At 64.2% G+C, this 21,507-nt stretch carries 21 protein-coding genes; 7 read left to right on the forward strand and 14 right to left on the reverse strand.

The genetic code is table 11. From position 1 onward, the window contains the following. From JXA24_04970 to JXA24_05025, 12 genes are all read right to left on the reverse strand, one after another. Positions 1–1,052: CTP synthase (locus tag JXA24_04970; GenBank protein MBN1283109.1), on the reverse strand; the 1,052-nt coding region annotated here is incomplete at its 3' end. A 241-nt stretch (positions 1,053–1,293) separates the two neighbouring features. Then, positions 1,294–1,722, reverse strand: a complete 429-nt coding sequence (gene rpsI, locus JXA24_04975) for a 30S ribosomal protein S9 (protein MBN1283110.1) — start codon at positions 1,720–1,722, stop codon at positions 1,294–1,296. 25 nt (positions 1,723–1,747) lie between these two features. Further along, complete coding sequence (gene rplM, locus JXA24_04980) at positions 1,748–2,185, reverse strand: 50S ribosomal protein L13 (GenBank protein MBN1283111.1); 438 nt, start codon at positions 2,183–2,185, stop codon at positions 1,748–1,750. Between the two features lie 117 nt (positions 2,186–2,302). Further along, positions 2,303–3,457 carry a cysteine desulfurase NifS gene (gene nifS / locus JXA24_04985; protein ID MBN1283112.1) on the reverse strand — a complete coding sequence of 385 codons (1,155 nt, stop codon included), beginning with the start codon at positions 3,455–3,457 and terminating at the stop codon, positions 2,303–2,305. After that, positions 3,454–4,320 (reverse strand): Fe-S cluster assembly protein NifU, encoded by an 867-nt coding sequence (gene nifU / locus JXA24_04990; GenBank protein MBN1283113.1) that lies wholly within the window; start codon positions 4,318–4,320, stop codon positions 3,454–3,456. The genes nifS and nifU overlap by 4 nt, the downstream gene beginning before the upstream one ends. 13 nt (positions 4,321–4,333) lie before the next feature. Next, positions 4,334–4,798, reverse strand: coding sequence for a MerR family transcriptional regulator (locus JXA24_04995; GenBank protein MBN1283114.1), 465 nt, complete (start codon positions 4,796–4,798; stop codon positions 4,334–4,336). A 110-nt stretch (positions 4,799–4,908) separates the two neighbouring features. Further along, positions 4,909–5,613, reverse strand: a complete 705-nt coding sequence (locus JXA24_05000) for a lytic transglycosylase domain-containing protein (protein ID MBN1283115.1) — start codon at positions 5,611–5,613, stop codon at positions 4,909–4,911. Positions 5,614–5,728: 115 nt separating this feature from the next. After that, complete coding sequence (locus JXA24_05005) at positions 5,729–7,450, reverse strand: RDD family protein (GenBank protein ID MBN1283116.1); 1,722 nt, start codon at positions 7,448–7,450, stop codon at positions 5,729–5,731. A gap of 10 nt (positions 7,451–7,460) precedes the next feature. Then, positions 7,461–8,246 (reverse strand): hypothetical protein, encoded by a 786-nt coding sequence (locus tag JXA24_05010; GenBank protein MBN1283117.1) that lies wholly within the window; start codon positions 8,244–8,246, stop codon positions 7,461–7,463. Positions 8,247–8,281: 35 nt separating this feature from the next. Next, positions 8,282–9,031 (reverse strand): 16S rRNA (uracil(1498)-N(3))-methyltransferase, encoded by a 750-nt coding sequence (locus JXA24_05015; protein ID MBN1283118.1) that lies wholly within the window; start codon positions 9,029–9,031, stop codon positions 8,282–8,284. Between the two features lies 1 nt (position 9,032). Further along, on the reverse strand, positions 9,033–9,896 hold the full coding sequence (locus JXA24_05020; protein ID MBN1283119.1) for a 50S ribosomal protein L11 methyltransferase: 864 nt from the start codon (positions 9,894–9,896) through the stop codon (positions 9,033–9,035). 27 nt (positions 9,897–9,923) lie between these two features. Then, complete coding sequence (locus tag JXA24_05025) at positions 9,924–10,706, reverse strand: hypothetical protein (GenBank protein ID MBN1283120.1); 783 nt, start codon at positions 10,704–10,706, stop codon at positions 9,924–9,926. Positions 10,707–10,902: 196 nt separating this feature from the next. Here JXA24_05025 and JXA24_05030 point away from each other — a divergent pair, with 196 nt between their 5' ends. Further along, positions 10,903–13,335 carry a leucine--tRNA ligase gene (locus JXA24_05030; protein MBN1283121.1) on the forward strand — a complete coding sequence of 811 codons (2,433 nt, stop codon included), beginning with the start codon at positions 10,903–10,905 and terminating at the stop codon, positions 13,333–13,335. Positions 13,336–13,338: 3 nt separating this feature from the next. Beyond that, positions 13,339–14,358, forward strand: a complete 1,020-nt coding sequence (holA, locus tag JXA24_05035; GenBank protein MBN1283122.1) for a DNA polymerase III subunit delta — start codon at positions 13,339–13,341, stop codon at positions 14,356–14,358. A gap of 31 nt (positions 14,359–14,389) precedes the next feature. Here holA and JXA24_05040 read toward each other — a convergent pair whose 3' ends face one another. After that, entirely contained in the window at positions 14,390–14,635 is a 246-nt protein-coding gene (locus JXA24_05040) for a 30S ribosomal protein S20 (GenBank protein MBN1283123.1), read from the reverse strand. A 143-nt stretch (positions 14,636–14,778) separates the two neighbouring features. Between JXA24_05040 and murJ the strand changes: the two genes are divergently transcribed. Continuing rightward, on the forward strand, positions 14,779–16,380 hold the full coding sequence (murJ, locus tag JXA24_05045) for a murein biosynthesis integral membrane protein MurJ (GenBank protein ID MBN1283124.1): 1,602 nt from the start codon (positions 14,779–14,781) through the stop codon (positions 16,378–16,380). Between the two features lie 12 nt (positions 16,381–16,392). Here the strand turns inward: murJ and mazG are convergent, their stop codons facing one another. Beyond that, positions 16,393–17,166 carry a nucleoside triphosphate pyrophosphohydrolase gene (gene mazG / locus JXA24_05050; protein ID MBN1283125.1) on the reverse strand — a complete coding sequence of 258 codons (774 nt, stop codon included), beginning with the start codon at positions 17,164–17,166 and terminating at the stop codon, positions 16,393–16,395. A 116-nt stretch (positions 17,167–17,282) separates the two neighbouring features. On the opposite strand from mazG, the gene JXA24_05055 reads away from it, so the two are divergent. Genes JXA24_05055 through ybeY form a run of 4 tightly spaced genes read left to right on the forward strand, consistent with a single transcriptional unit; the run spans position 17,283 to position 21,505 of the window. Continuing rightward, positions 17,283–17,717: a YjbQ family protein gene (locus JXA24_05055; GenBank protein ID MBN1283126.1), complete on the forward strand. Its 435-nt coding sequence runs from the start codon at positions 17,283–17,285 to the stop codon at positions 17,715–17,717. Between the two features lie 6 nt (positions 17,718–17,723). Next, positions 17,724–18,710 (forward strand): PhoH family protein, encoded by a 987-nt coding sequence (locus JXA24_05060; GenBank protein ID MBN1283127.1) that lies wholly within the window; start codon positions 17,724–17,726, stop codon positions 18,708–18,710. Next, positions 18,703–21,150, forward strand: a complete 2,448-nt coding sequence (locus JXA24_05065) for an HDIG domain-containing protein (protein MBN1283128.1) — start codon at positions 18,703–18,705, stop codon at positions 21,148–21,150. The genes JXA24_05060 and JXA24_05065 overlap by 8 nt, the downstream gene beginning before the upstream one ends. Further along, complete coding sequence (gene ybeY / locus JXA24_05070) at positions 21,053–21,505, forward strand: rRNA maturation RNase YbeY (GenBank protein MBN1283129.1); 453 nt, start codon at positions 21,053–21,055, stop codon at positions 21,503–21,505. The genes JXA24_05065 and ybeY overlap by 98 nt, the downstream gene beginning before the upstream one ends. Positions 21,506–21,507 lie beyond the last annotated feature (2 nt).

Here is a 21,507-nt window from a genome sequence, read left to right on the forward strand (position 1 = left end):
AGCACGCCGTCGACAGCGTCAAGCGCCTTGATGCCCTGCTCGTCCTGCAGCTCCTCGGCGTCTATGAACTTGAGGTTAACCTTCGTCTTCGTCGGATAGCCTCCGTGCATGAGCGCCTCGTTGAGGCTCTTGTAGGAGTCGGTGAGATTGACGTATTTTCCGACGATCCCGATGGTGACGTCCGATTCGGGGTTCTTGATGGCGTCGAGCAGGGTGTTCCATGCGGTGAGGTCGGGCGCCTTGGTCCAGATGTTCAGCAGCTCCACTATCTTCTCGTCGAGCCCCTCGCGGTGGAACATGAGGGGCACGTCGTAGATGTGGTCCGCGTCGCGAGCCGCGAAGACGCACTCGACGGGGAGGTTGCAGAAGAGCGAGATCTTGGAGCGAAGCTCCTTGGAGAGCGGCTGCTCGGTCCGGCAGAGCAGTATGTCGGGCTGGATGCCGATCTCGCGCAGCTTCTGAACGCTGTGCTGGGTGGGCTTGGTCTTGAGCTCCCCGGAGGCGGAGAGGTACGGTATGAGAGTCAGATGTATGTAGAGGACGTTCTCGCGGCCGGCGTCGAACTTGAACTGCCTGATCGCCTCGAGGAAGGGCAGGCTCTCGATGTCCCCGACCGTGCCGCCGATCTCGACGAGGACGAGGTCCACGCCCGCGGAGACCTTCATGATGGAGGCCTTTATCTCGTCGGTGATGTGCGGGATGACCTGGATGGTGCGGCCGAGGTAGTCGCCCCGGCGCTCCTTCTGGATGACCGAGTCGTAGATCTTGCCGGTCGTGAAGTTGTTGACCTTGGCCATCCTGGCCCTGGTGAACCGCTCATAGTGACCGAGGTCGAGGTCGGTCTCGGCGCCGTCGTCGGTCACGAACACCTCGCCGTGCTGGAACGGGCTCATGGTGCCAGGGTCGACGTTTATGTAGGGATCGAACTTCTGGAGGGTGATCGAGAGCCCCCTGCTCTCGAGTATTGCGCCGATCGACGACGATGCGATGCCCTTGCCAAGGCCTGAGACGACTCCGCCGGTGATGAATATGAATTTGGTCTTGGGAGCCATGTGATCGGTCCGTATCGCGAGGCAGTATATGGAGCGCATAATTGCCTGTCAACCAGAGAGCCGGAAAGTTGGGACGCGGGTGTGGACAACGCGAGGTTTCGACGTCCGGTCATCCACAGAGCTGATCGCCTGTGGATATAATTTGCACAAATAACAGTCGGGTGAAAAGGACCGGTCGGGACAAAAGAAACGGGGTGGCATGTGCCACCCCGTGAAAAGGTGCGAGGTTGAAGATCGTCGATCAGCGCTTCGAGTACTGCGGACGCTTGCGCGCCTTTCTGCGGCCCACCTTGCGGCGCTCCTTCTCGCGGGCGTCGCGAGTGAGAAGCCCCTCGACCTTGAGAGGCTTTCTCAGGTCCTGGTTCATGGCGATGAGGGCCCTGGCGATGCCGTGTCTTGTAGCCCCGGCCTGTCCCGCGATGCCGCCGCCGCACACGTTGACCACCGCATCGAACTTGCCGGCGGTGCCGGTGAGCTCGAAGGGCTTACCTACCGCCAGCTGCAGGGTGGGGCGGGGGAAGTAGTCGTTGACCGCCTTGCCGTTGACCGTGATGGTGCCCACGCCCGGCGCGAGCCTCACGCGGGCGATCGAGGTCTTGCGCTTTCCGGTCGCCTGGAACTCGGTGCGCTTCTTCGATCGGCCCTGCGTCTCCTGCGATGTCTCTTTCATAGAACCTTCTCCGCTCTGGTGTTCGTTACAGTTTGATTTCGGTCGGCGACTGGGCTGCGTGCGGGTGCTCCGAGCCGGGGTAGATCTTGAGCTTCTTGATGATGTGTTTCGAGAGCGTGTTCTTGGGGAGCATGCCCCAGACCGCATCGCGGAGCACCCTGTCGGGGTGCTTTTCGAGCTGTTGCCCGGCCGAGATGGACTTCATGCCGCCGAAATAGCCGGAGTGGCTGTAGTAGTTCTTGTCGTCGAGCTTGTTGCCGGTGAAGCGGAGCTTCGCGGCATTGAGCACCACCACGAAATCACCCGCGTCCACGTGAGGGGTGAAACTCGCGCGGTGTTTGCCGCGGAGTATGTCGGCGATCCGGCTGGCCGCGCGGCCGACCACCTTGTCCGTCACGTCCACGACCACCCAGCCGCGTTCGGCGGTCTGGGGAGTTTCCAATCTGGTCTTCTGGCTTTCCATAGTGGGCTCGCTATATAACTAGTTGAATTTAAAAAAGAAAACATGCCCCTGTCAAGGGGTGCGCAACTTATAGGAAAACCTCGTTCAAAGTCAAGAAAAAACCATTAAATCCGGGGATTAGGCGACCGGACTGAGCTCCCTGAGCCTCTTTATTATACCGGGCATGTGCGTAAGGACCGCGTCCACATCATCCTCTGTGTTGTAGCGGGACAGGGAGAACCGGATGGATCCGTGGGCCCGCTCGAACGGCACCCCCATCGCTATCATCACATGGGAGGGGTCGAGGCTGCCCGAGGCGCAGGCCGAGCCCGAGGAGGCGCAGATGTTGTGCTCGTTGAGGAGCAGGAGTATCGCCTCGCCCTCGACCGACTCGAAGCCGAGGTTGGTCGTGTTGGGAAGCCTGTGGCCCGTGTCGCCGTGTATGTGGACCCTCGGGATGGAATCGATGAGACCCTTCTCCAGCCTGTCGCGCAGGGCCGCCATCTGCCTGCAGTCCTCTTTCCAGTGAGCCATGGCGAGCTCGCAGGCCTTTCCAAGGCCGACGATGGACGCCGCATTCTCCGTGCCCGCCCTGCGGCCGCGCTCCTGATGTCCGCCGATGATCATGGGGGAGAACTTCGTCCCCCGGCGGATGTAGAGCGCGCCGATCCCCTTCGGGGCGTGTATCTTGTGACCGGACATCGAGAGGTATGCTACAGGAGTTTCCCTAAGGTCGCAGGGGAGCTTGCCGATCGTCTGCACGGCGTCTGTGTGCAGCACGACCCCCCGGTCCGAGCATATCGCCGCTATCTCCTCGATGGGGAAGACGACGCCGGTCTCGTTGTTCGCCCACATGACTGAGACCAGGGCGGTCTGGTCGTCTATGGAGTCCCTCAGAGCGTCGAGGTCGAGCCTCCCCTGGCTGTCGACGGGGAGATAGACCACGTCCATGCCGCGCCCCTCCAGGTGGCGGGCCAGGTTGAGCACCGCGGGGTGCTCGACCTTTGTCGTCACGATCCTCTTCTTGTCGGGCGCGGCCGCGAGCGCGGACATGATTGCGGCGTTGTCGCTCTCCGTGCCGCAGCTGGTGAAGACGATCTCGTCCGGCCCGGCCGCCCCCAATGTCAGGGCGACCTGCTCCCGGGCCCTCTCGATGTGGCGCCCCACCTGTCCGCCGAAGGTGTGCATGCTGGAGGGGTTGCCCCACATCTCCCTGAGAAAGGGGAGCATGGCGTCGATGACCTCAGGGGCCACGCGCGTGGTCGCGTTGTTGTCCAGATAGATTGCCTTCAAGCCCGCACCTCCTCGACCCTGATGGAGGGAGAGACCTCCCTCTGTATCTCCTTCTCGATGAACTGCCTCATCGTGTAGTTGGCGGAGGGGCAGTTCTCGCATGCCCCTTTGAGCCTCACGTAGACGACGTTCTGGTCCACGTCCAGCAGATCTATGTCGCCTCCGTCCTGCCTGAGCGCGGGCCTGATGCGCTCGCTGATGAGCTGCTCGATGATGTGTATTTTCTCGATGTTGGTGAGCGCGAGCCCCTTTGCCTTTTTCTCCTGCGCGACCTGCGCCGGGGTGGTCGGGGCGGTCTTACCGTTGCGGATCTCGTCGAGGATCTCCTGTATCCTCTCGTGGCAGAGGCCGCATCCGCCGCCGGCCTTGGTGTAATTTGTGACCTCCTCCACGGTGGTGAGGCGGTTCTCCCTGGCGACCTTCCTGATCTGCTCGTCGGTCACCCCGTAGCACTTGCATACCACCGTCCCCTCGAGGGTCCTGGTCTCCGCCCCCTCGCCGCGGTAGTTGGCGATCGCGGCCTCGAGGGCCTCGCGCCCCATGACGGAGCAGTGCATCTTCTCCTCGGGCAGCCCGCCGAGATACTCGGCTATGTCCCTGTTGGTGATCCTCTCCGCCTCCTCGAGCGTCTTTCCCCTGATGATCTCGGTGAGGGCGGAACTGGAGGCGATCGCCGAGGCGCAGCCGAAGGTCTTGAACCGGGCATCGACTATGCGGCCTTCGTCGTCGAGTTTGAAGCTGAGCCTCAGCATGTCTCCGCATGCGAGCGATCCGACCTCGCCCACGCCGTCGGGGTTTTCTATCTCGCCCACGTTGCGAGGGTGAATGAAATGTTCGATCACCTTCTCAGTGTAGTTCCACATGGGATCCACCTCCCTATATGAGCGGATCAAGCAGGGGGGAGATATCCTCCCCGCGCTCCGCCAGGCACCTGCTGCAGGTCTCCTTCTCCATCGGCTGCCCGCACCTGCTGCATCGGGCCAGCTGCTCGATCACGTCGTCTATCTGCTCCATGCACTGGCGAAGGCCTGCGATCTTTTCCTCGAACTCCCTGCGCCGAAGGAGCAGGGCGCCCCGCAGTTCGTCAAGGGATTCCCTGGAGGCGCTGCCGTTGCGCAGCCCCAGGAGCGCGCGGATTTCCTCCAGCGCCATGCCTATGTCCTTGAACCTGACGATGATCTTCATGAGCTGGAGGTCATGGTCGGAATAGACCCTGAATCCGCCCTCGCTTCTTGAGGGGGAGAGCAGCCCCAGCTCCTCGTAGTACCTGATGGTCCTGGAGGAGATGCCCAGCAACTGCGCAACCTCGCCAATATGATAAGTTGATTCCTTGCTATCCATAAGGCAAGCTTATCCAACCTTAACGTTAACGTCAACATTAAGATCACAAATGAGGATGCGCTTGTTTTAATTAATTATTAGATATTTAAAAGGGAAATATGAATTATTACTTAAACTTTTCGGGCATATTGAGGGAGATTTTGAGCGATCCTTGCGGAAAAAATGTCGATCATGGCCTGCGTATAGCTCAGCACGCTGGGGACATAGGCCTGGGTTTCCTTGAAGGGGGGTATCTTGTTGCCGTATTTCTCTACGTTTCCCTCTCCCGCATTATAGCCGGCAAGTGCGAGTTCCACATTCCCGTCGAAGCGGTCGAGGAGCCAGCGAAGGTACTTGGTACCGCCCTCGATGTTCTCCGCCGGGTCGAAGACGTTCTTCACGCCGAAGCGCCTGGCGGTGGCGGGCATCAGCTGCATGAGGCCCTTTGCGCCCGCATGCGAGACCGCTTTGTGGTTTGCGCCCGATTCCTGCAGGATGACGCCGCAGATGAGCTCGACCGGGACGTTGTTGCGCCTGGCTGCGCCCTCTATGAGAGGGGCGAGCTTCGAGAGGCGCTCGGCATGCTTGATCGTGATCCTGCTGGAGAGGGCCATGCGGGGGGGCGGCTGGTGCCTGCGCGCGCCCGAGAGTTTCTTCTGATGGCGCGGCGATTCGGTGAGGTGTTCCTGTTTGCTGCCCCTGTTCTCATCGCTCGACTGGGCGATCTTGTCCAGGCGCTTCTTGAAGGCTTCCGAGTCGTGGGCCTTCGCCTTGCCCTGTTCGACAAAGCGGCTGTATCGCTCCACAAGACCCTTTTCTTTGACCGGTATGCTCATCTTCCTTCCATGATCATTATAATGAACAGAGGCGCACGAAAATCCTCATGGATATTATCGGGTGCCCGACTACCTGAAGTTGCTTGAAACTGAATTAATCAATGAAAATAAACAGTTAGTCGCCCAGGGATTCATCCTCATCGCGTTCATCATCATCGCTCTCCTGCTCCGGTGCGGCTGGAGGTGTGACAGGCTCGCTCATCGCAGGGCCCGGCATGGCGGAAGGGCCCTCGTCCTGTTCGGCCTGTGCCTTCGGGGCCTCGGGGGCAGGGGGGGGAGTCGGGGGCTGGATGAGGGGCGCCTCCTCAGGGGGGGTGATGTAGAAGAAGCGCTGCTCCTTTATCTCGCGGCGGGCGTGCTTGTCGCGAAGGGTGATCGTCACCGTGTACCTTCCCGGGAGGGAGCGCTCGGGCAGGGCGATGTTGTTCTCGAACCGGATGAGGCCGCGCTTGGTCATCTTCTGCCGGAAGTCGTTGATGTTCTCCAGCTTGAGGCCGACGGTCCCGTCGGGGTATCTGATGTCCACGTCCTCCTGGATCCACACCTCGCCGTTCTTTACGCTCACGCCGCCCACGTCGAACACCATGAACAGGGTCTCGCCCGGCTGGAATATGGAGGGCTTGCGGATGGAGAGCGGATCGCCGGCGGCAAACTGGAAGTCCCGGATCCCCAGGTTGGCCTCGCGCATCTCCTCGACCGTGGAGGCCCTGCCCCTGACGTCGAAGTCCGGGAGGAAGTTCACCTCGAAGTCGCCGCTCAAGAGGTTCTGGCGGTTGTTCGCCCCTGCGTAGAGGAGCACAGCGGCGAGCAGGAGCGCGGCGCAGATCGATATGGCACCCCTCCACTCGCGCGACGCCTTGACGACCAGCGAGCCCGCGGCCGCATCGCCGGGCCTCTGCCTGCGGACGTTCATGAGGCCGGTCAAAAACCCCAGGGGGTTTAGGTCGAACGGCTTCCAGATGTTCCTCACCAGCGCGGTGGCCAGAGAGCTCGCGCTTCCGTCCTCGTGGCAGACCGAAAGCCCCATGATCCACTTGCCGGGCGATGTGTGGAGGAGCCACTCCGGCAGCACGAAATAGGCGAGCAGAAAGAGGGGGGCCATCACGGTGAGGAGCATGCTTCCGACCGGCATGCGCGGGGAGAGGAGCAGCGCGTAGCCCAGCGCCCAGCCGCAGAGGATAGCGAGGTCGATCACGAGCGCCACGGCACGGCGCGATACGCTGGATATGAGGTCGAGCGAGAGGGCGAACCTGCGCGGCGGCCTGTTCAGGGTGCGTATGACGAGCGTGTGCGCGGCCATGTCGCCGAGCCTCTTGTGCCAGTCGGTCCACTCCATGCACGCGACAGGGACGAGGATCGGCGCGAGCAGCATGTCGATCGGCCGCAGGAGGTTTCTTACGAGGGCGGAGCCGAAAGAGACGTGGCCGCCGTCCTGGCCCCTCACGTACAGGTGGCAGAGGAGCTTGCCCGGGCTCGCGCCCAGGGAGAACTCCGACAGGGTGAACCAGAGCAGGGCGATGAGGAGAAATATCCCGTGGAAGATCAGGCCCGGGACCCCCGCGGCGGGCACAGGGCCGGCGGCGGCCCCCATGACGACGGCTCGGTAGGCGACCATGAGGGGCCAGTAGAGGGCGTAGAGCAGCGAGCAGTCGATGAAGAAGGCGGCGAAGCGGTCCTTCAGCTCCGCGATGGTCGGGGCCTGGGAGTCGGCCTCCTCGCCCGATGCGGAGGCGGCGCGCCCGCCGCGGTCCATCGTGAACTCGTCGTCGAAATCGGTCGGGATCTCGCCCACGTCGATCAGATCGGTCTTGCCGAGCTCTCTCTCGTCGCTTGCCATCTTCTCCCCCTCACATCGTCTCAGCGGCTCCGAAGTGACGCTTTGCCGCGGCTATGTCGTCGGTGAATATTCCGTCCACCCCCATACCGGAGCAGAGATCGAACTCATGGGGCTCGTTCGCCGTCCATGCGTTGATCTCGAGGCCGGTCCTGCGCATCTTGGCGGCGAGTGACGGCCACAGCGCGCGGAGCGACGGATGCAGCGCCGTGATCCCCTCGAATTTAGCAAAAAGGCGCGTCGGGAAAAAGGGAAAAGGGGGCAGCGCGATCGTGAGGGCCCTGGGCAGCTTCGGATGCCTGCGCCTCAGCTCGTTCACTATCCGCCAGCACGAGGTGGCGACGAGCACCCTGCCGCGCATCCTGAACTCGCCGAGGAGGCCGCCTACGAGCTGCGCGACCGAAGCGGCGAACCCCGGCTGATACTTCAGGTCGATGACCGTGAGCACCTCGTGCGGGGCGATGAGCTCCAGGACCTCGGGGAGGGTGGGCATGGGGGTGCCGGCGAATTTCGTGCTGAATTGGCTGCCGGCGTCGAGATTCCGCACGGTCTCGAAGGGGGTGGCGTGCAGGTATCCCTCGAAGAGGGTGCGGAGGGACAGGTCGTCGTCGTGGGTGCAGACCGGGACCTTGTCCCGCGTGAGCTGGACGTCGAACTCGATGCCGTCGGCGCCGAGATCCAGGGCCCTCTTTATGGCGGGCAGGGTGTTCTCAGGGGCCTCGGCCCCGGCGCCCCGGTGCGCGATGAGCATGGGCCTCTTCTTCCGGGCCGAAACGTCCTCGAGGGTCATCCTCTCCATGCGGGGGGTATATCACATGACGGGTGGCGTGTCGATCAGCAGGCGTCCATGTTGCCTGATTCGTACTGGCATATCGCTATCGCGACCACCGCCGCGGTTTCGGCCCGAAGTATCTGCTGCCCGAGGCTCGCGATCGCGGCGCCGGAGCTGCGCGCGAGAGAGACCTCGTCATCCGTGAATCCGCCCTCCGGTCCTATGATCACGATGGGGCCATGGCCGGGAGAGGGCCCACCGCCCGAAAGGGCATGGCGCAGCGCGAGCCTCTCCTCGGACTCGTGGAAGAGAATGGCCCTGTCGAACGATCCGAGCGAGGCACACAGCTTCTCGAAGGTGATTGCGCTCTCGACCACGGGGAGGAAGGTCAGTCCCGACTGCTTCGCGGCCTCGGTCGCTATCCTCGAGAGGCGGGCGTGCCTGCGCGGGCCCGATCCTGCAGCTGCCCTCCGGACAGTTCGGGCCGAGTCAAACGGGATGACGCGGCTGCATCCGAGTTCCACCGCCTTCTCGACCGCCCACTCCATGCGCTCGGGCCGGATCGAGGCGATCGCGAGGACCGGTGCGGGGGCCGACTCCGTGCGCTGCAGCTCCTCGACCACCGCGACCGAGACGCACCCGCTGCCCGCGCCCTCGATGCGCGCTCGAAACGACCGGCCCCGGCCGTCGGAGAGGACGAGCTGGTCCCCGGGCCTGAGCCTCAGCGACTGCGTGATGTGCCTGGCGTCGGCACCTCGGATCTGCGTCCTCTCGCCGGCGACGAGTTTTCTGTCCAGGAAGAACTGCGGCATATCAGGCGTCCCTCCGGAAGATGACCGCGCTCCACTCGCCGTCTCGATCGGTCTCGTGGGCCGCGAACGCCCCCGCGTACGATGAGATTATCTCAGCCTCCTGGTCGGCCGTGATGCCTGAGAGTATGAGCACGCCGTTGTCTTCGACCCGGTCGACCATGGGGTCTCTGAGCTCGATGAGCGTCGAGAGAAGTATGTTCGCGACCACCGCGTCGTATCGGCCCTTTGCCATCTCGAGTCTGGGGAGGAGGGCGACGTCGCTGCAGCCGTTCTTGTCGAGATTCTCCCTGGCGACCGCGAGCGCGTCGGGATCGTTCTCCACTGCGCATATCCTTTCGGCGCCCATGAGCCTTCCGGCGATGGCCAGTATCCCGCTGCCGGTGCCCACGTCGAGGAGCGACCGGATCCCGCGCGCACGCGATGCGAGGGAGCGCGCGCACAGCCGGGTGGTCTCGTGCAGCCCGGTGCCGAACGCCATTCCGGGGTCGAGCTCTATCACCGAATCCCCGGCGCGCCGCTCGTATCGCTCCCAGCTGGGCACGACCACTATGCCATGGGCGATCTCGAAGGGGGCGAAGCGCTGCTTGAAGGCATCGCGGAGGTCGCCGATCCTCTCCCTGCGGCAGGTGACTTGGGCGTCGGCGAGGCCGGGAAAGGTTCTGAACGTTTCGCTCACCTCGTCTGCGAGCGGGGCCTCTTTCCTGCCTCGCGCATCGAAGTTGGCGACGAGCGTCACCGACGCGCTACCCGCGGCCGCGAGCTCCAGGATGGATCCGCAGCCGAGCCGGGCGAGTAGGAAAGAGGCCTCCTCGGCCCGGTCCCTCGGGACGGTCGCCTCGATGCGCAATGTGTCGTATTTTTTCATGATGTCGCCGGCCGGTCCTCCTGGGCGCTACCTGAGCGCGCTGAAGCCCTTGAGCCTCAGCTCCTGCAGCAGCTCCTTCGCCTCCGGATCGGCCCCTGCGCCGATGAGGACCTCCTTCAGCCTCTCGGCGTCCTTCCATGAACGGTCGAAGAGCAGGACCTTCGCCGTGGGGACGCTCTCGGAGCGCCACACGGTGATGAGCCGCTTCGCCCAGGGGGAGCCCAGGTTCTCCAGCGTCTTCGCCTCTATGGGCGTGAGCAGGGCGAACGCGTCGATCTCGCCCGAGGCGATCTTCTTGAGGCTCGAGAAGAGCTGAGTCGTGGATGAGACGGAGGCGTCGGCCGAAAGTTTCGGGAAGAGCCTCTCCCTCACGTAGCTCAGGGTGAGCGGCTCGCTCGAGAGGATCCTCGCGCCCGGCGGCAGCTCTCTCTTCGTCCCCACGAGCGCGTATCTCTCGCTGGGCTTGCCTTCGGGGAGCGGCAGCGTTGAGAGCATGACCGGCGGGTCGCCCATCTCGCCTCCGTACTGAGACAGCGCGGCGAAGCTCACGATCCCTATCGCAGGCTTGCCCTGGGCTATGTACTTCAGCCCCCCGTCCACGGTGTTGTAGTAGCGGCCGGTGATCGCCACGTCGCCCATCTTCTTCCCCACGTATGCGAGGAAGTCGTCCAGCACCGGCTGCGCCTCCTCGGTGCTTCCAGCCTCGCCCGGGTACCAGAAGACCATGGATGCGGCGCGCGCATGGGCGCCCGCTGCCGTGGAGCATATCATCGAGCAGAGCAGAAGGCCGATCGCCGCGCTTCTCTTCATCGGAAACCTCCCGGTCGTCTGTGAGGCCGCAGATTCTGTAGCCGCGGGGCGCGGATGTCAACCGGGTGGGCCAAGGGCCGCTCCGATAAATTTTGACGCTTTCCGCGATGTATGTTAACTGCGCAATTTAATTGAGCGTTATGCTCCGGAGAGGGATGGGGCTGCGGGGCGGCCCGCGACACGGAGGAGAAAGGTGATGGCGGAGCGAAGGTACGATCCGGCCGAGATAGAGGCGAAGTGGCAGGCGCGGTGGAGCGCCGACGGGGCGTTCAACGTGGAGCCGGGCGAGGGTTCGCGCAAGTACTACCTGCTCGAGATGCTGCCCTATCCCTCGGGGCGCCTGCACATGGGCCACGTGCGCAACTACGCGATAGGGGACGTGGCCGCCAGGTACAAGATGATGCAGGGCTGCAATGTGCTCCACCCGATAGGATGGGACGCCTTCGGCATGCCGGCCGAGAACGCGGCCATAAAGCACGGCGTCCATCCGGCGAAGTGGACTTACGAGAACATCGATTACATGAGGGGCCAGTTCAAGAGGCTCGGCTGCTCCTACGACTGGGACCGCGAGTTCGCGACCTGCGCTCCGGAGTATTACAGGTGGGAGCAGCTCATCTTCACGAAGATGTTCGAGAGGGGATGGGCCTACAAGAGGACCTCGAAGGTCAACTGGTGCCCCGCCTGCCGGACGGTTCTGGCGAACGAGCAGGCGGAGGGCGGGGTCTGCTGGCGCTGCGACTCCCAGGTGGAGCTGCGGTCCATGACCCAGTGGTATCTGAGGATAACGGACTACGCCGAGGAGCTCCTGCGCGACGTTGACGAAAAGCTCGCGGGCTGGCCCGAGCGCGTGCGGGTGATGCAGCGCGAGTGGATAGGAAAGAGCGAGGGCGCGAACATAGAGTTCGAGATGGAGGGGAGTAAAGGGCGCATCGCGATCTTCACGACCAGGCCCGACACCCTCTTCGGAGCCACATTCATGAGCCTCGCGTGGGAGCATCCCCTGGCCCTGGAGCTCGCCGACGCGTGCGGCAGGGGCGGCCAGGTTCGCAGCTTCATAGAGCGGAGCGCGAGGATCGACCACCAGGCGAGGCTGGCCGGCTCGTACGAGAAGGAGGGGGAGTTCACCGGCGCGCACTGCATCAATCCTCTCACAGGCAGGCGCATGCCGATCTACGTTGCGAACTTCGTGCTCATGGACTACGGCACCGGCGCCGTGATGGCGGTCCCTGCCCACGACCAGAGGGACTTCGAGTTCGCCAGGAAGTACAACCTCCCGATCAAGGTGGTGATACAGCCCGACGGCGCGCCCCTCGATCCGCGGACCATGGAGGGCGCATGGGAGGGCCCGGGCACGCTCGTGGAGTCGGGGCACTTCTCGGGCATGCCGTCCGCGGAGGGGGCGAGGGCGATCACCGCGCACCTTGCCGGGAAGGGCATGGGCGGCCCCACGGTCACATACCGGCTCAAGGACTGGTGCATATCGCGCCAGCGCTACTGGGGAGCGCCGATCCCCATCGTGCACTGCGAGGCCTGCGGCGACGTCGCGGTGCCGGAGGGGGAGCTGCCGGTGGAGCTACCCATGGACGTCGAGCTCACCGGCGAGGGCGGCTCCCCGCTCGCAAAGGTGGAATCGTTCGTGAACACCCTCTGCCCGAAGTGCGGCAAGGCGGCCAGGCGCGAGACCGACACCATGGACACCTTCGTCGAGTCGTCCTGGTACATGTTCCGCTACACCTGCCCCCATCACGCCGGGGCCCCCCTCGACCCGGAGATGGTCCGCTACTGGATGCCGGTGGACCAGTACATAGGGGGGATCGAGCACGCGGTCGGGCACCTCATCTACTGCCGCTACTTCACCAAGGTCATGCGCGACCTGGGGTTGGTCGATCTGGACGAGCCGGTAGCGAACCTCATGACCCAGGGCATGGTCTACAAGGACGGCGCGAAGATGAGCAAGTCGAAGGGCAACGTCGTCGACCCCGACGAGATGATAAAGAGGTACGGCGCCGACGCGGTGAGGCTCTTCATGCTCTTCGCCTCCCCGCCCGAGAAGGACCTGGAGTGGAGCGACCAGGGGATCGAGGGCGCGAGCCGCTTCGTGATGAGGCTCTGGAGGCTCGTCGACGGGTGGATAGAATCGGGGGCGAACGGCGCCCCGGGCGATGATGCGGAGCGCCAGCGCCACAGGACGATCAGGAAGGTCACCGAGGACATCGAGCGCTACCACTTCAACACCGCCATAGCGGCGCTCATGGAGTACGTGAACTTCCTCTACGGACGGAGGATCGAGAGCATCGGCAGGGAGTCGATCGAGACCCTCGTTCTGCTCATATCGCCGCTCATGCCGCACGTGGCCGAGGAGATGTGGTCCATGCTGGGGCATGGGGGCTGCGTGCTCAGGGAGCGCTGGCCGTCACACGACGAATCGAAGATCGCCAGCGACTCGGTCACTGTGATAGTCCAGGTCTCGGGAAGGCTCCGCGACAGGATAGAGGTGCCGGCGTCGGCGGCCGAGGAGGAGCTGAGAAAGGCGGCGCTGGCCAGCGAAAAGGTCAGGGCCGCTATGGGCGGGAAGGATCCGAGGAAGGTGATCGTGGTGCCGGGCAAGCTCGTCAACATCGTGCTCTAGGATATGCCGAGGATCGACGTCACAGAGCTGGACAAAGAGATAAGGCAGGGGAAGCTCAGGCCCGTGTATGTTGTCGTGGGCGAGGAGCCGTACCTGGCCCAGGCGGCGCTCGCCTCGATCAGGGAGGCGGCGGGCTCCGGCGGCGCGGAGGTGCACACCTTCGCTGCGCAGGAGGCCAGGCCGGACGAGGTGATCGGCCTGCTCCGCAACCTCTCCCTGCTCGGGTCGCGCCCGATGGTGGTCATACGCGACGGCGAGGCGCTGACCAAGGAGCGCAAGGCGTCGATGGCGGAGGCGCTGGCCGATTACATCGCGAGCCCCATCGATTCGTCCGTTCTCGTCATCACCGCGGAGAAGATGGACGGCCGCTCCAGACTCATGCAGCTCGCTGCGAAGAGCGGGGCGGTTGTCGAGTGCCGGCGCCTCTACGACGACAGGCTCCCCTCATGGATAGGCATGCAGGTGAAGAGGCGCGAGAGGCAGATATCCATCGAGGCTGCGAAGTTTCTGGCCGAGATGGTCGGAAACGACCTGGGGCAGATATCGGGCGCGATCGACCGGGTCATCCTCTACATAGGCAGCCGCAGGGCGATCGAGCTCGGCGACGTTGAGGAGGCGGTCGCCGAGACCCACCAGAGGGACGTCTTCGACCTCACCGACGCGGTTGGCCGCAGGCAGCTTGCGCGGGCCCTGTCGTTTCTGCACAACCTCATCCAAAACGGCCAGCCCCCGACGCTGATACTGCACATGCTGGCGCGCCACTTCAGGATGCTCGCGAAGGCCAGGGAGATATCGGGCAGGACCTCCGACCGCGCCGAGATGGCGCGCTACATCGGCGTCAACCCGTATTATCTGCAGGGCTACGTCGACCAGGCGAAAAACTTCTCCCGGAGCGAGCTGCGGGCAGCCTTCGCCATCCTCCACAGGTGCGACAGGGGGATAAAGTCGAGCAGGCTGCAGAAGGAGAGGGTGATCGAGAGAGCGGTGGTGGCGCTGACAGAAAAAAAGGGCGCCGCCCGATGAGCGGCGCCCCCTGCCTTCGCGATGTGTCGCGCTAGGCCCCCTGCGCGTTGACGTGCCGCGCGAGTCTCGAGACCAGCCTCGAGGCCTTGCGCCTGTGAATGACGCCCCTCTGCGCGCCCTTCATTATAATGGGTGAGGTCCTCTTGAGATCCTCGGGGGTCGCCCCGGCCCGGGCCGCCTTGAGGGCGGTGCGCATCTTGGAGAGGCGCGTTTTGTTGATCAGCCTTCGCTTCTCGTTCTGGCGCGCGCGCTTGATCGCCGACGCGTGCCTGCCCACTCCCAGCTTCTTCTTCAACTTGTCTATGGCCATCTTCTTCTCCCTTGTTGCAAATGAGGAGTGCCGCAGCTATCATGCCACCCTGTAGTTGTCAACCCCGCGTATTCGGGGCCCTTTTTTTCGGGAGGGGCCGGGAAAAGGCCATGCAGAGCGAACATGCAAACATCAGCCGCCGGGTGGGCACGGTCAGCTTCTTCACCTTCCTCTCGAGGATCCTGGGCCTCGTCCGGGACGCTGTCCTGGCCTGGGCCTTCGGCGCCACCAGGTTCGCAGACGCCTTCTACGTGGCCTTCAGGATACCGAACCTCCTCAGGCGGCTGGTGGCCGAGGGGGCGCTCACGGTCGCCTTCGTGCCCGTATACACGGAGAACCTCAGAATATCGAGGGCGGAGGGGAGGCGCGCGGCCTCGGTCGTGTTCACCTACCTCTCGATCTTCCTCGTCGCGCTCGCGATCTTCGGCGTGATCTTCGCTCCGCTCCTGGTGAAGATGATAGCCTGGGGCTTTGCGGACAATCCGGAGAAATTCGAGATCACGGTTTACCTCACCAGGCTCATGTTCCCCTACATCGTCCTCATCAGCCTCGTTGCCCTGGCGATGGGCATACTCAACTCGCTCAAGCACTTCGCGGCCCCGGCCGCATCGCCGGTCCTTCTCAACATCTTCATCATCATAGGCGCCCTTGTGCTCGAGAGGTACGCGAGGGTGCCGGCCGAGGGGGTGGCGATCGGCGTGCTGCTGGGCGGGGTCGCGCAGCTGGCGCTCCAGATCCCGGTCCTGGTCAGGGAGCGGATGCTCCCCAGGATAGAGTTCAACTGGAGGCACCCCGCCCTCAAGGGGCTGCTGGTGCTCATGATACCGTCGGCGTTCGGCGCCGCCGTCTATCAGTTCAACGTCGTCGTGGTCACGTTCCTGGCTTCCTTTTTGCCCGACGGCAGCGTCTCCTATCTCTGGTACGCCGACAGGGTCTCTGAATTCTCGCTGGGCATATTTTCCATCGCCGTGGCGACCGCCACGCTGCCGACCCTCTCCGAGCACGCGGCGAAGAAGGACATCGGTTCTTTCAAGTCGACTCTCGGCTACAGCCTGAGGCTCGCGTTTCTGATCGACATCCCGGCCGCGGTCGGGCTCTACGTGCTGGCGCTCCCGGTCATCAGCGTGCTCTTCCAGAGGGGGGAGTTCACCCCCGAGGCGGCGGTCGCCTCAGCCGGCGCCCTCTGCTTCTTCGCCATGAAGATACCGTTCGTCTCAGGCGTCCGCAACCTCGTGCCGGCGTTCTTCGCCCTCAAGGACGCCAGGACCCCTGTGGCGGTATCCGTGCTGGCGGTGGCGGTCAACGCGGCATTCGCGCTGCTGCTCATGAAGCATCTAGCGCACAGGGGCCTGGCCGCAGCGCTGGTGATCTCCTCCGCGGCGAACTTCTTCCTTCTGCTGTGGATGTTCAGGAGAAAGGTGGGGCTCATCGGGTGCAGCGCGATCCTCAAGTCGGTGGCGAGGACCGCGCTGGCCAGCGCCGTCATGGGGGCGGCGCTCTATGCGGCGCTCAACTTCATCGGCTTCGACCGCAGCCTTTCGATATGGGCCCGGGCGGGGATGCTGCTCGCCCTCATCTTCGGAGGCGCGGCGCTCTATCTTGCGATCATAAGGGCGATAAGCCCGGAGGAGTTCGCGGCGGTTGCGGCGCTGGTGCGCAGGCGGGCCGCCGGCGCTCTGCCCGCGGACCGGGTTCCCCCTTCCATGCCCTGACGGGCGGATCGACTATCCCTCTTTCTTCGCCAGCTCCCAGAGCCTGTCCCATTCCTCAGGCGAGAGCTCGCCGAGCTTCCTCCCGGTCTGCTCAATCTGCCGTTCGATCGAGTTGAACCGCTTCATGAAGCGCTGTGTCGCCCTGCGCAGGGCCCCCTCGGGGTCGATCTTGAGGAAGCGGCCGAGGTTGGCCAGCGTGAAAAGCAGATCGCCGTACTCGTGATCGATCTCGTCGGTCGCCCCCTGTTTCCGCGCCTCGTGGAGTTCCTGCGCCTCCTCCTCGACCTTTCCGAGTATCCCCTCGGCGTCGGACCAGTCGAAGCCGACCCGCGAGCTCTTCTCGCCGAGGCGGAAGGCCTTCAGCAGCGCGGGCAGGCTGTCGGGGACGCCCCCGAGCACCGATCTTTTCCCCTCCTGCTTCTTGAGCTGCTCCCACTGCGCAAGCACCTCGCCGGTCCCGGAGACCTTGCTGTCGCCGAAGACGTGGGGATGGCGATGGATCAGCTTCTTCGTGATGGAGTCAACGACGTCCTCCACTGAGAATCGGGACTCCTCTTCGGCTATCCGGGAGTAGAAGAGTATCTGGAGCAGAAGGTCGCCCAGCTCCTCCTTGAGCGCGTCGTAGTCCTCGCGGTCGATGGCCTCGAGCACCTCGTGCGTCTCCTCGAGGGTGTGCGCGGCGATGTCCTTGTACGACTGCTCGCGGTCCCAGGGGCAGCCGTCGGGCGCCCTGAGCCTCGCCATTATCCCGACAAGCTCCTCGAACCTCTTTCCCAGGTCTTTCATCCGGCATGGGATAGGTGAGTAAATCCGCCGTGTCAATCGGAGTTGTTTTTAATGATTGCATTTAAAATCCCTCCCAAATAGATTATAGGATTATGATTTTGTTGAGAAATTATTTTGTGAACACGACGAGCGGGATCGACGTGCTCTCCGTGATCCACGAGACCAACAGGGCGATCAGGGAGGCGAATGCCCAGGATGGGCTCGTCACGATAATCGTCCCTGAGCCCGGCGCGGCCCTTGCGATACTCGAGCCGCTGTCCGAGATCTTGGAGCAGTTCAGAAGTTCGCTCGCGATCTTCCCGGGCGAGGGGGTGGAGGCGAAGAACAGGCGCAGGGAGGCGGTGCCGGTCTCTCCCAGGGTCGTCTCCGCCGTGCTGGGAAGGTCGGTCTCGATCCCGCTCGCGGCGGGAAAGCTCGTGCTGGGGCTCAGGGAGGAGCCGATGCTCGTGGACATGGACCCCCGGGGCAGGAGGCGGGAGTTCTTCGTCCAGGTGATGAGCGAGGCGGCCCAGGCCGCCGCAGCGGGCGGTGCCCAGAGGCCCAGGAGATAGGTCCGCATGCTCAGGAAAAAGGTCTCACAGTCCGCAAGGGTGGTTGCGCTCGAGTTCGACGACAACCGCGTCGCACGCGACCTCTTCGGCGCCGAGGACAGGCACCTGCGGAGGCTCGAGGAAGGCCTCGGCATCGAGGTCGACGTCCGCGGCACGGGGCTCAGGCTTGCGGGGGCCGGCGGCGCGGTGAAGTCGGGCGAGAGGATACTCACCAGCCTCTACTCGATGCTCAAGAAGGGCTACCCCATAACCGGCTCGGACATCGAGAGGGCGATCGCCCTGATGAGCCGGGACAGGAACGCAGACGTGGAGCGCCTATTCGCGAGCTCGATCTTTCTTCCCGCAAGGAAGCGCGCCATCGTCCCCCGCTCCCCCGCTCAGAGGGAGTACCTGGAGATGATGGCCTCCCACGACGTGGTGTTCTCCATAGGCCCCGCGGGCACCGGGAAGACATATCTCGCGGTCGCGATGGCGCTCACCTCGCTGCTCAAGAGGCAGTACGACAGGATTGTGCTCACGAGGCCGGCCGTGGAGGCGGGCGAGAAGCTGGGCTTTCTCCCCGGCGACATGGTGGAGAAGGTCAACCCATACCTCAGGCCGCTCTACGACGCGCTGCACGACATGCTCGAGATGGACAGGGTGGAGGAGATGATCGCGGAGGGCGTCATCGAGATCGCACCGATCGCCTTCATGCGCGGCAGGACGCTGCACCGGGCGTTCGTCATACTGGACGAGGCGCAGAACTGCTCCTACCAGCAGATGAAGATGTGCCTCACGAGGCTGGGGGTCGACTCGAGGATGGTCGTCAACGGCGACGTGACGCAGATCGACCTTCCGCCCGGCCAGCGCTCCGGCCTCCTGGAGGCCTGGCGCATACTCGATGGCTGCGAGGGGATAGCGTTCCACCGCTTCACAGAGGTCGACGTGGTCAGGCACAACCTGGTGAGCAGGATAGTCAACGCATACCAGACCGACGAGGGTCGTCATGGCTGAGCGAACATTTGAAGGGGCTCGCAGGGCGTTTGCGGCAGCGGCCGGGGAGATCGGCTCTTTTTTCAGCTCGCTCGCTCGCGCCCGCGCATTCTCCTGGATCTCGATAGTGCTGCTGGCCGCGGCCGTGACCCTGGTCACCACGATCTCCTTTCAGCAGATACCCCCTGCCGTGAGCGTGGGCCAGATAGCGGCCAGGGACATAAAGGCGGACCGCAACTATGAGATAGTGGACGAGGAGGCGGGCAAAAAGCTTCGGGACGAGGCGATGGCCTCGGTGCTGCCGGTGTACGACTACGATGCCGGGCTCGCCGCGGCCCAGGAAGGCCGCGTCCGCGAGGCCTTCGAGGCGGCGCGCAGGCTCGTTGCCGGCTGGGCCCCTCCCGATCGCTCCGCCGCAGCGAGGGCGGGGACGGTCCTGCCGATCTCCGACGAGAGGCGCGCCGAGATGGAGAGGCTCCTCTCGCAGAGGCTCGGGATCGAACTCCCGGAATCCGCAGTGTCGCAGCTCGCGAAGGATGGGTTCAACAGGCGCAGCGAGGGCGCCATTTTGACGCTCGTATCGAGGGCCATGTCCGGCCCCGTGCTCACCGAGGCGCCGCAGCGGGAGGGCGAGGAGCCCGTTCGTGCGATCCTCAGGACCGTGGAGGAGGCGAAGGAGGCCGGCGCCCCGCCCAGAAAAGACGAGGTGGAGGTTGAGGACATCTGCCTCTACCCGGTCGTCTTCAGGGTGAGGGCGCAGATCGAGAAGGAGAACCTCTCGGCTCTCGGTATAGGCGATGCGAGGACAGGCGCGGCGATCGCTTCGCTGGCTTCCGCGATGGTGCAGCCCAACGTGATCTTCAACAGGACCGAGAGCGCCTCCCGCCGCGACGCGGCCGCTGCGGCGATCAAGGACGCCACCATCAAGCTCAAGGCCGGCGAGATGATAATCAGGGAGGGCGCCCGGTTCGACAACTGGCACCTGAAGGTGCTCTCCGGGATGAGGGCGGAGCGCAAGAGCGCCTCGTATTATCTGGAGTTCATGGGCACGTTCCTGCTGGTGATCTGCTTTCTTCTTCTGCCTTTCATGTCTGTCGAGAAGTTCTTCCGCAGGGGCAGGGTGAGCCGCGAGGACCACCTCCTCATGGCACTGGTCGGCCTCTCGGTACTGCTCATCATGAGGTTCTCGCTGACCCTGGCGCCTGCGGTCCGCGACGCGATGCTGCTCTCCCTCAACTCCTCGGGCCTCCACTACGCGGTGCCGGTGGCGGGCGGGGCCATGCTCATCAGGATGTTCCTCAGGGCCGACGTCTCCTTCGTCTTCGCGATCGTCCTTTCGATATTCGCAGGCCTGTTCGTGGAGACCGACGCGACGTTCGTCGCCTACTGCCTGATCACGAGCCTCACCGCTATCATGGCGATCGCGAACGCCGATCGCCGGAGCCACATCATCAGGGCGGGCGCCCTTACCGGCGCAGCGGGAGTTGCGGCCGTGCTGGGCATCAGGCTGATACTCAGCGCGAACGCGCCGGTGGCCGCCTCCCTCTCCGAGACCCTCTGGTGCATGCTCTTCGCCATGGTCTCCGGCGTCGGCTGCGCCATATACGCGATGATCGCGGCGCCGGTGGTGGAGTCGGTCTCGGGCTACACCTCGGACATCAAGCTGCTGGAGCTCGCCAACCTCAACCATCCGGTCCTGCGCGAGCTGGTCGTCAGGGCGCCGGGCACCTACCACCACTCGCACCTGGTGGGGCTCCTGGGCGAGGCGGCCGCGACGGAGATCGGGGCGAACGCGCTGCTGGTGAGGGTGGGGGCCTACTATCACGACATAGGCAAGCTCAAAAAGCCGCTCTATTTCGTTGAGAACACCAAGCCGGGCGAGAACAGGCATGAGAAGCTCTCCCCCAGCATGTCCGCGCTCATTGTCTCCGCGCACGTCAAGGACGGCATCGAGCTCGCGCAGTCGTCCAAGATACCCAGGGCGATATACGACATGATACCGCAGCACCACGGCACGAGGCTCATAAGCTTCTTCTATGAGAAGGCGAAGGTGTCCGAGGACCCGTCGCTGCAGAGGGTCGACCCCAAGGACTTCAGGTACCCCGGCCCCAAGCCCCAGACCAGGGAGGCCGCGATACTGATGCTCGCCGACGTGACCGAGGCCTCGGTGAGGGCGCTCAAGGAGAAGAGCCCGGCCCGCATCGAGCAGACCGTGCAGAAGACGATCCACGACATCTTCAACGAGACCCAGCTCGACGAGTGCGATCTGACGCTTCGGGACCTCAACATGATAGCCACGGCGTTCACCAGGACGCTGCTCGGCATATACCACGCGCGGATAGAGTACGCGAAGGAAGTGGAGAATGAGAAGGACAAGCAGACCCACCGGGAGGCTGCGGGGGATCACGGCGAGCATCCGCAACGGGCACCCGAGGGCGAAGGCGGACCTGGGGGCGATTAGCCGGGCGCTGAGGCGAGCGACCGCAGGGGGTGGGCAAAGCGCCCGTCGCGCGGAGATAATACTCACCGACGACGCTACGATCTCGAGCCTCGCCCTGCGCTACCGGGGATGCGGGGGGCCGACCGACGTGCTCGCGTTCGAGTACACCGGCGACCCATCGCTCGCCGGGGAGGTGGCGGTCTCGCTCGATGCGGCCAAGAGGCAGGCGCGCGAGCGGTCGGCGCCGCTCTCGGACGAGCTCCTGCTCCTGTGCGTCCACGGCCTTTTGCACGTCTCGGGGCAGGGCGACGAGAGCCCGGCCGACTGGCGAAGGATGCGGACAGCCGAGTTCGAGACCCTGGCCAGGATACTGTGAGG

The sequence above is a fragment of the Pseudomonadota bacterium genome, assembly GCA_016927275.1.
In the GTDB taxonomy this organism is placed as follows: domain Bacteria; phylum UBA10199; class UBA10199; order 2-02-FULL-44-16; family JAAZCA01; genus JAFGMW01.

What these genes read in the sequence shown, in the direction of transcription:
- JXA24_05015 (MBN1283118.1), bottom strand. Translation starts at nt 9,031, where the DNA reads ATGCCGCAGTTCTTCCTGGACAGAAAACTCGTCGCCGGCGAGAGGACG.
- JXA24_05065 (MBN1283128.1), top strand. Translation starts at nt 18,703, where the DNA reads ATGGCTGAGCGAACATTTGAAGGGGCTCGCAGGGCGTTTGCGGCAGCG.
- JXA24_05030 (MBN1283121.1), top strand. Translation starts at nt 10,903, where the DNA reads ATGGCGGAGCGAAGGTACGATCCGGCCGAGATAGAGGCGAAGTGGCAG.
- rplM (MBN1283111.1), bottom strand. Translation starts at nt 2,185, where the DNA reads ATGGAAAGCCAGAAGACCAGATTGGAAACTCCCCAGACCGCCGAACGC.
- JXA24_04995 (MBN1283114.1), bottom strand. Translation starts at nt 4,798, where the DNA reads ATGGATAGCAAGGAATCAACTTATCATATTGGCGAGGTTGCGCAGTTG.
- JXA24_05000 (MBN1283115.1), bottom strand. Translation starts at nt 5,613, where the DNA reads ATGAGCATACCGGTCAAAGAAAAGGGTCTTGTGGAGCGATACAGCCGC.
- nifU (MBN1283113.1), bottom strand. Translation starts at nt 4,320, where the DNA reads ATGTGGAACTACACTGAGAAGGTGATCGAACATTTCATTCACCCTCGC.
- JXA24_05025 (MBN1283120.1), bottom strand. Translation starts at nt 10,706, where the DNA reads ATGAAGAGAAGCGCGGCGATCGGCCTTCTGCTCTGCTCGATGATATGC.
- mazG (MBN1283125.1), bottom strand. Translation starts at nt 17,166, where the DNA reads ATGAAAGACCTGGGAAAGAGGTTCGAGGAGCTTGTCGGGATAATGGCG.
- ybeY (MBN1283129.1), top strand. Translation starts at nt 21,053, where the DNA reads ATGAGAAGGACAAGCAGACCCACCGGGAGGCTGCGGGGGATCACGGCG.
- JXA24_05020 (MBN1283119.1), bottom strand. Translation starts at nt 9,896, where the DNA reads ATGAAAAAATACGACACATTGCGCATCGAGGCGACCGTCCCGAGGGAC.
- holA (MBN1283122.1), top strand. Translation starts at nt 13,339, where the DNA reads ATGCCGAGGATCGACGTCACAGAGCTGGACAAAGAGATAAGGCAGGGG.
- JXA24_05005 (MBN1283116.1), bottom strand. Translation starts at nt 7,450, where the DNA reads ATGGCAAGCGACGAGAGAGAGCTCGGCAAGACCGATCTGATCGACGTG.
- JXA24_05060 (MBN1283127.1), top strand. Translation starts at nt 17,724, where the DNA reads ATGCTCAGGAAAAAGGTCTCACAGTCCGCAAGGGTGGTTGCGCTCGAG.
- rpsI (MBN1283110.1), bottom strand. Translation starts at nt 1,722, where the DNA reads ATGAAAGAGACATCGCAGGAGACGCAGGGCCGATCGAAGAAGCGCACC.
- JXA24_05010 (MBN1283117.1), bottom strand. Translation starts at nt 8,246, where the DNA reads ATGGAGAGGATGACCCTCGAGGACGTTTCGGCCCGGAAGAAGAGGCCC.
- murJ (MBN1283124.1), top strand. Translation starts at nt 14,779, where the DNA reads ATGCAGAGCGAACATGCAAACATCAGCCGCCGGGTGGGCACGGTCAGC.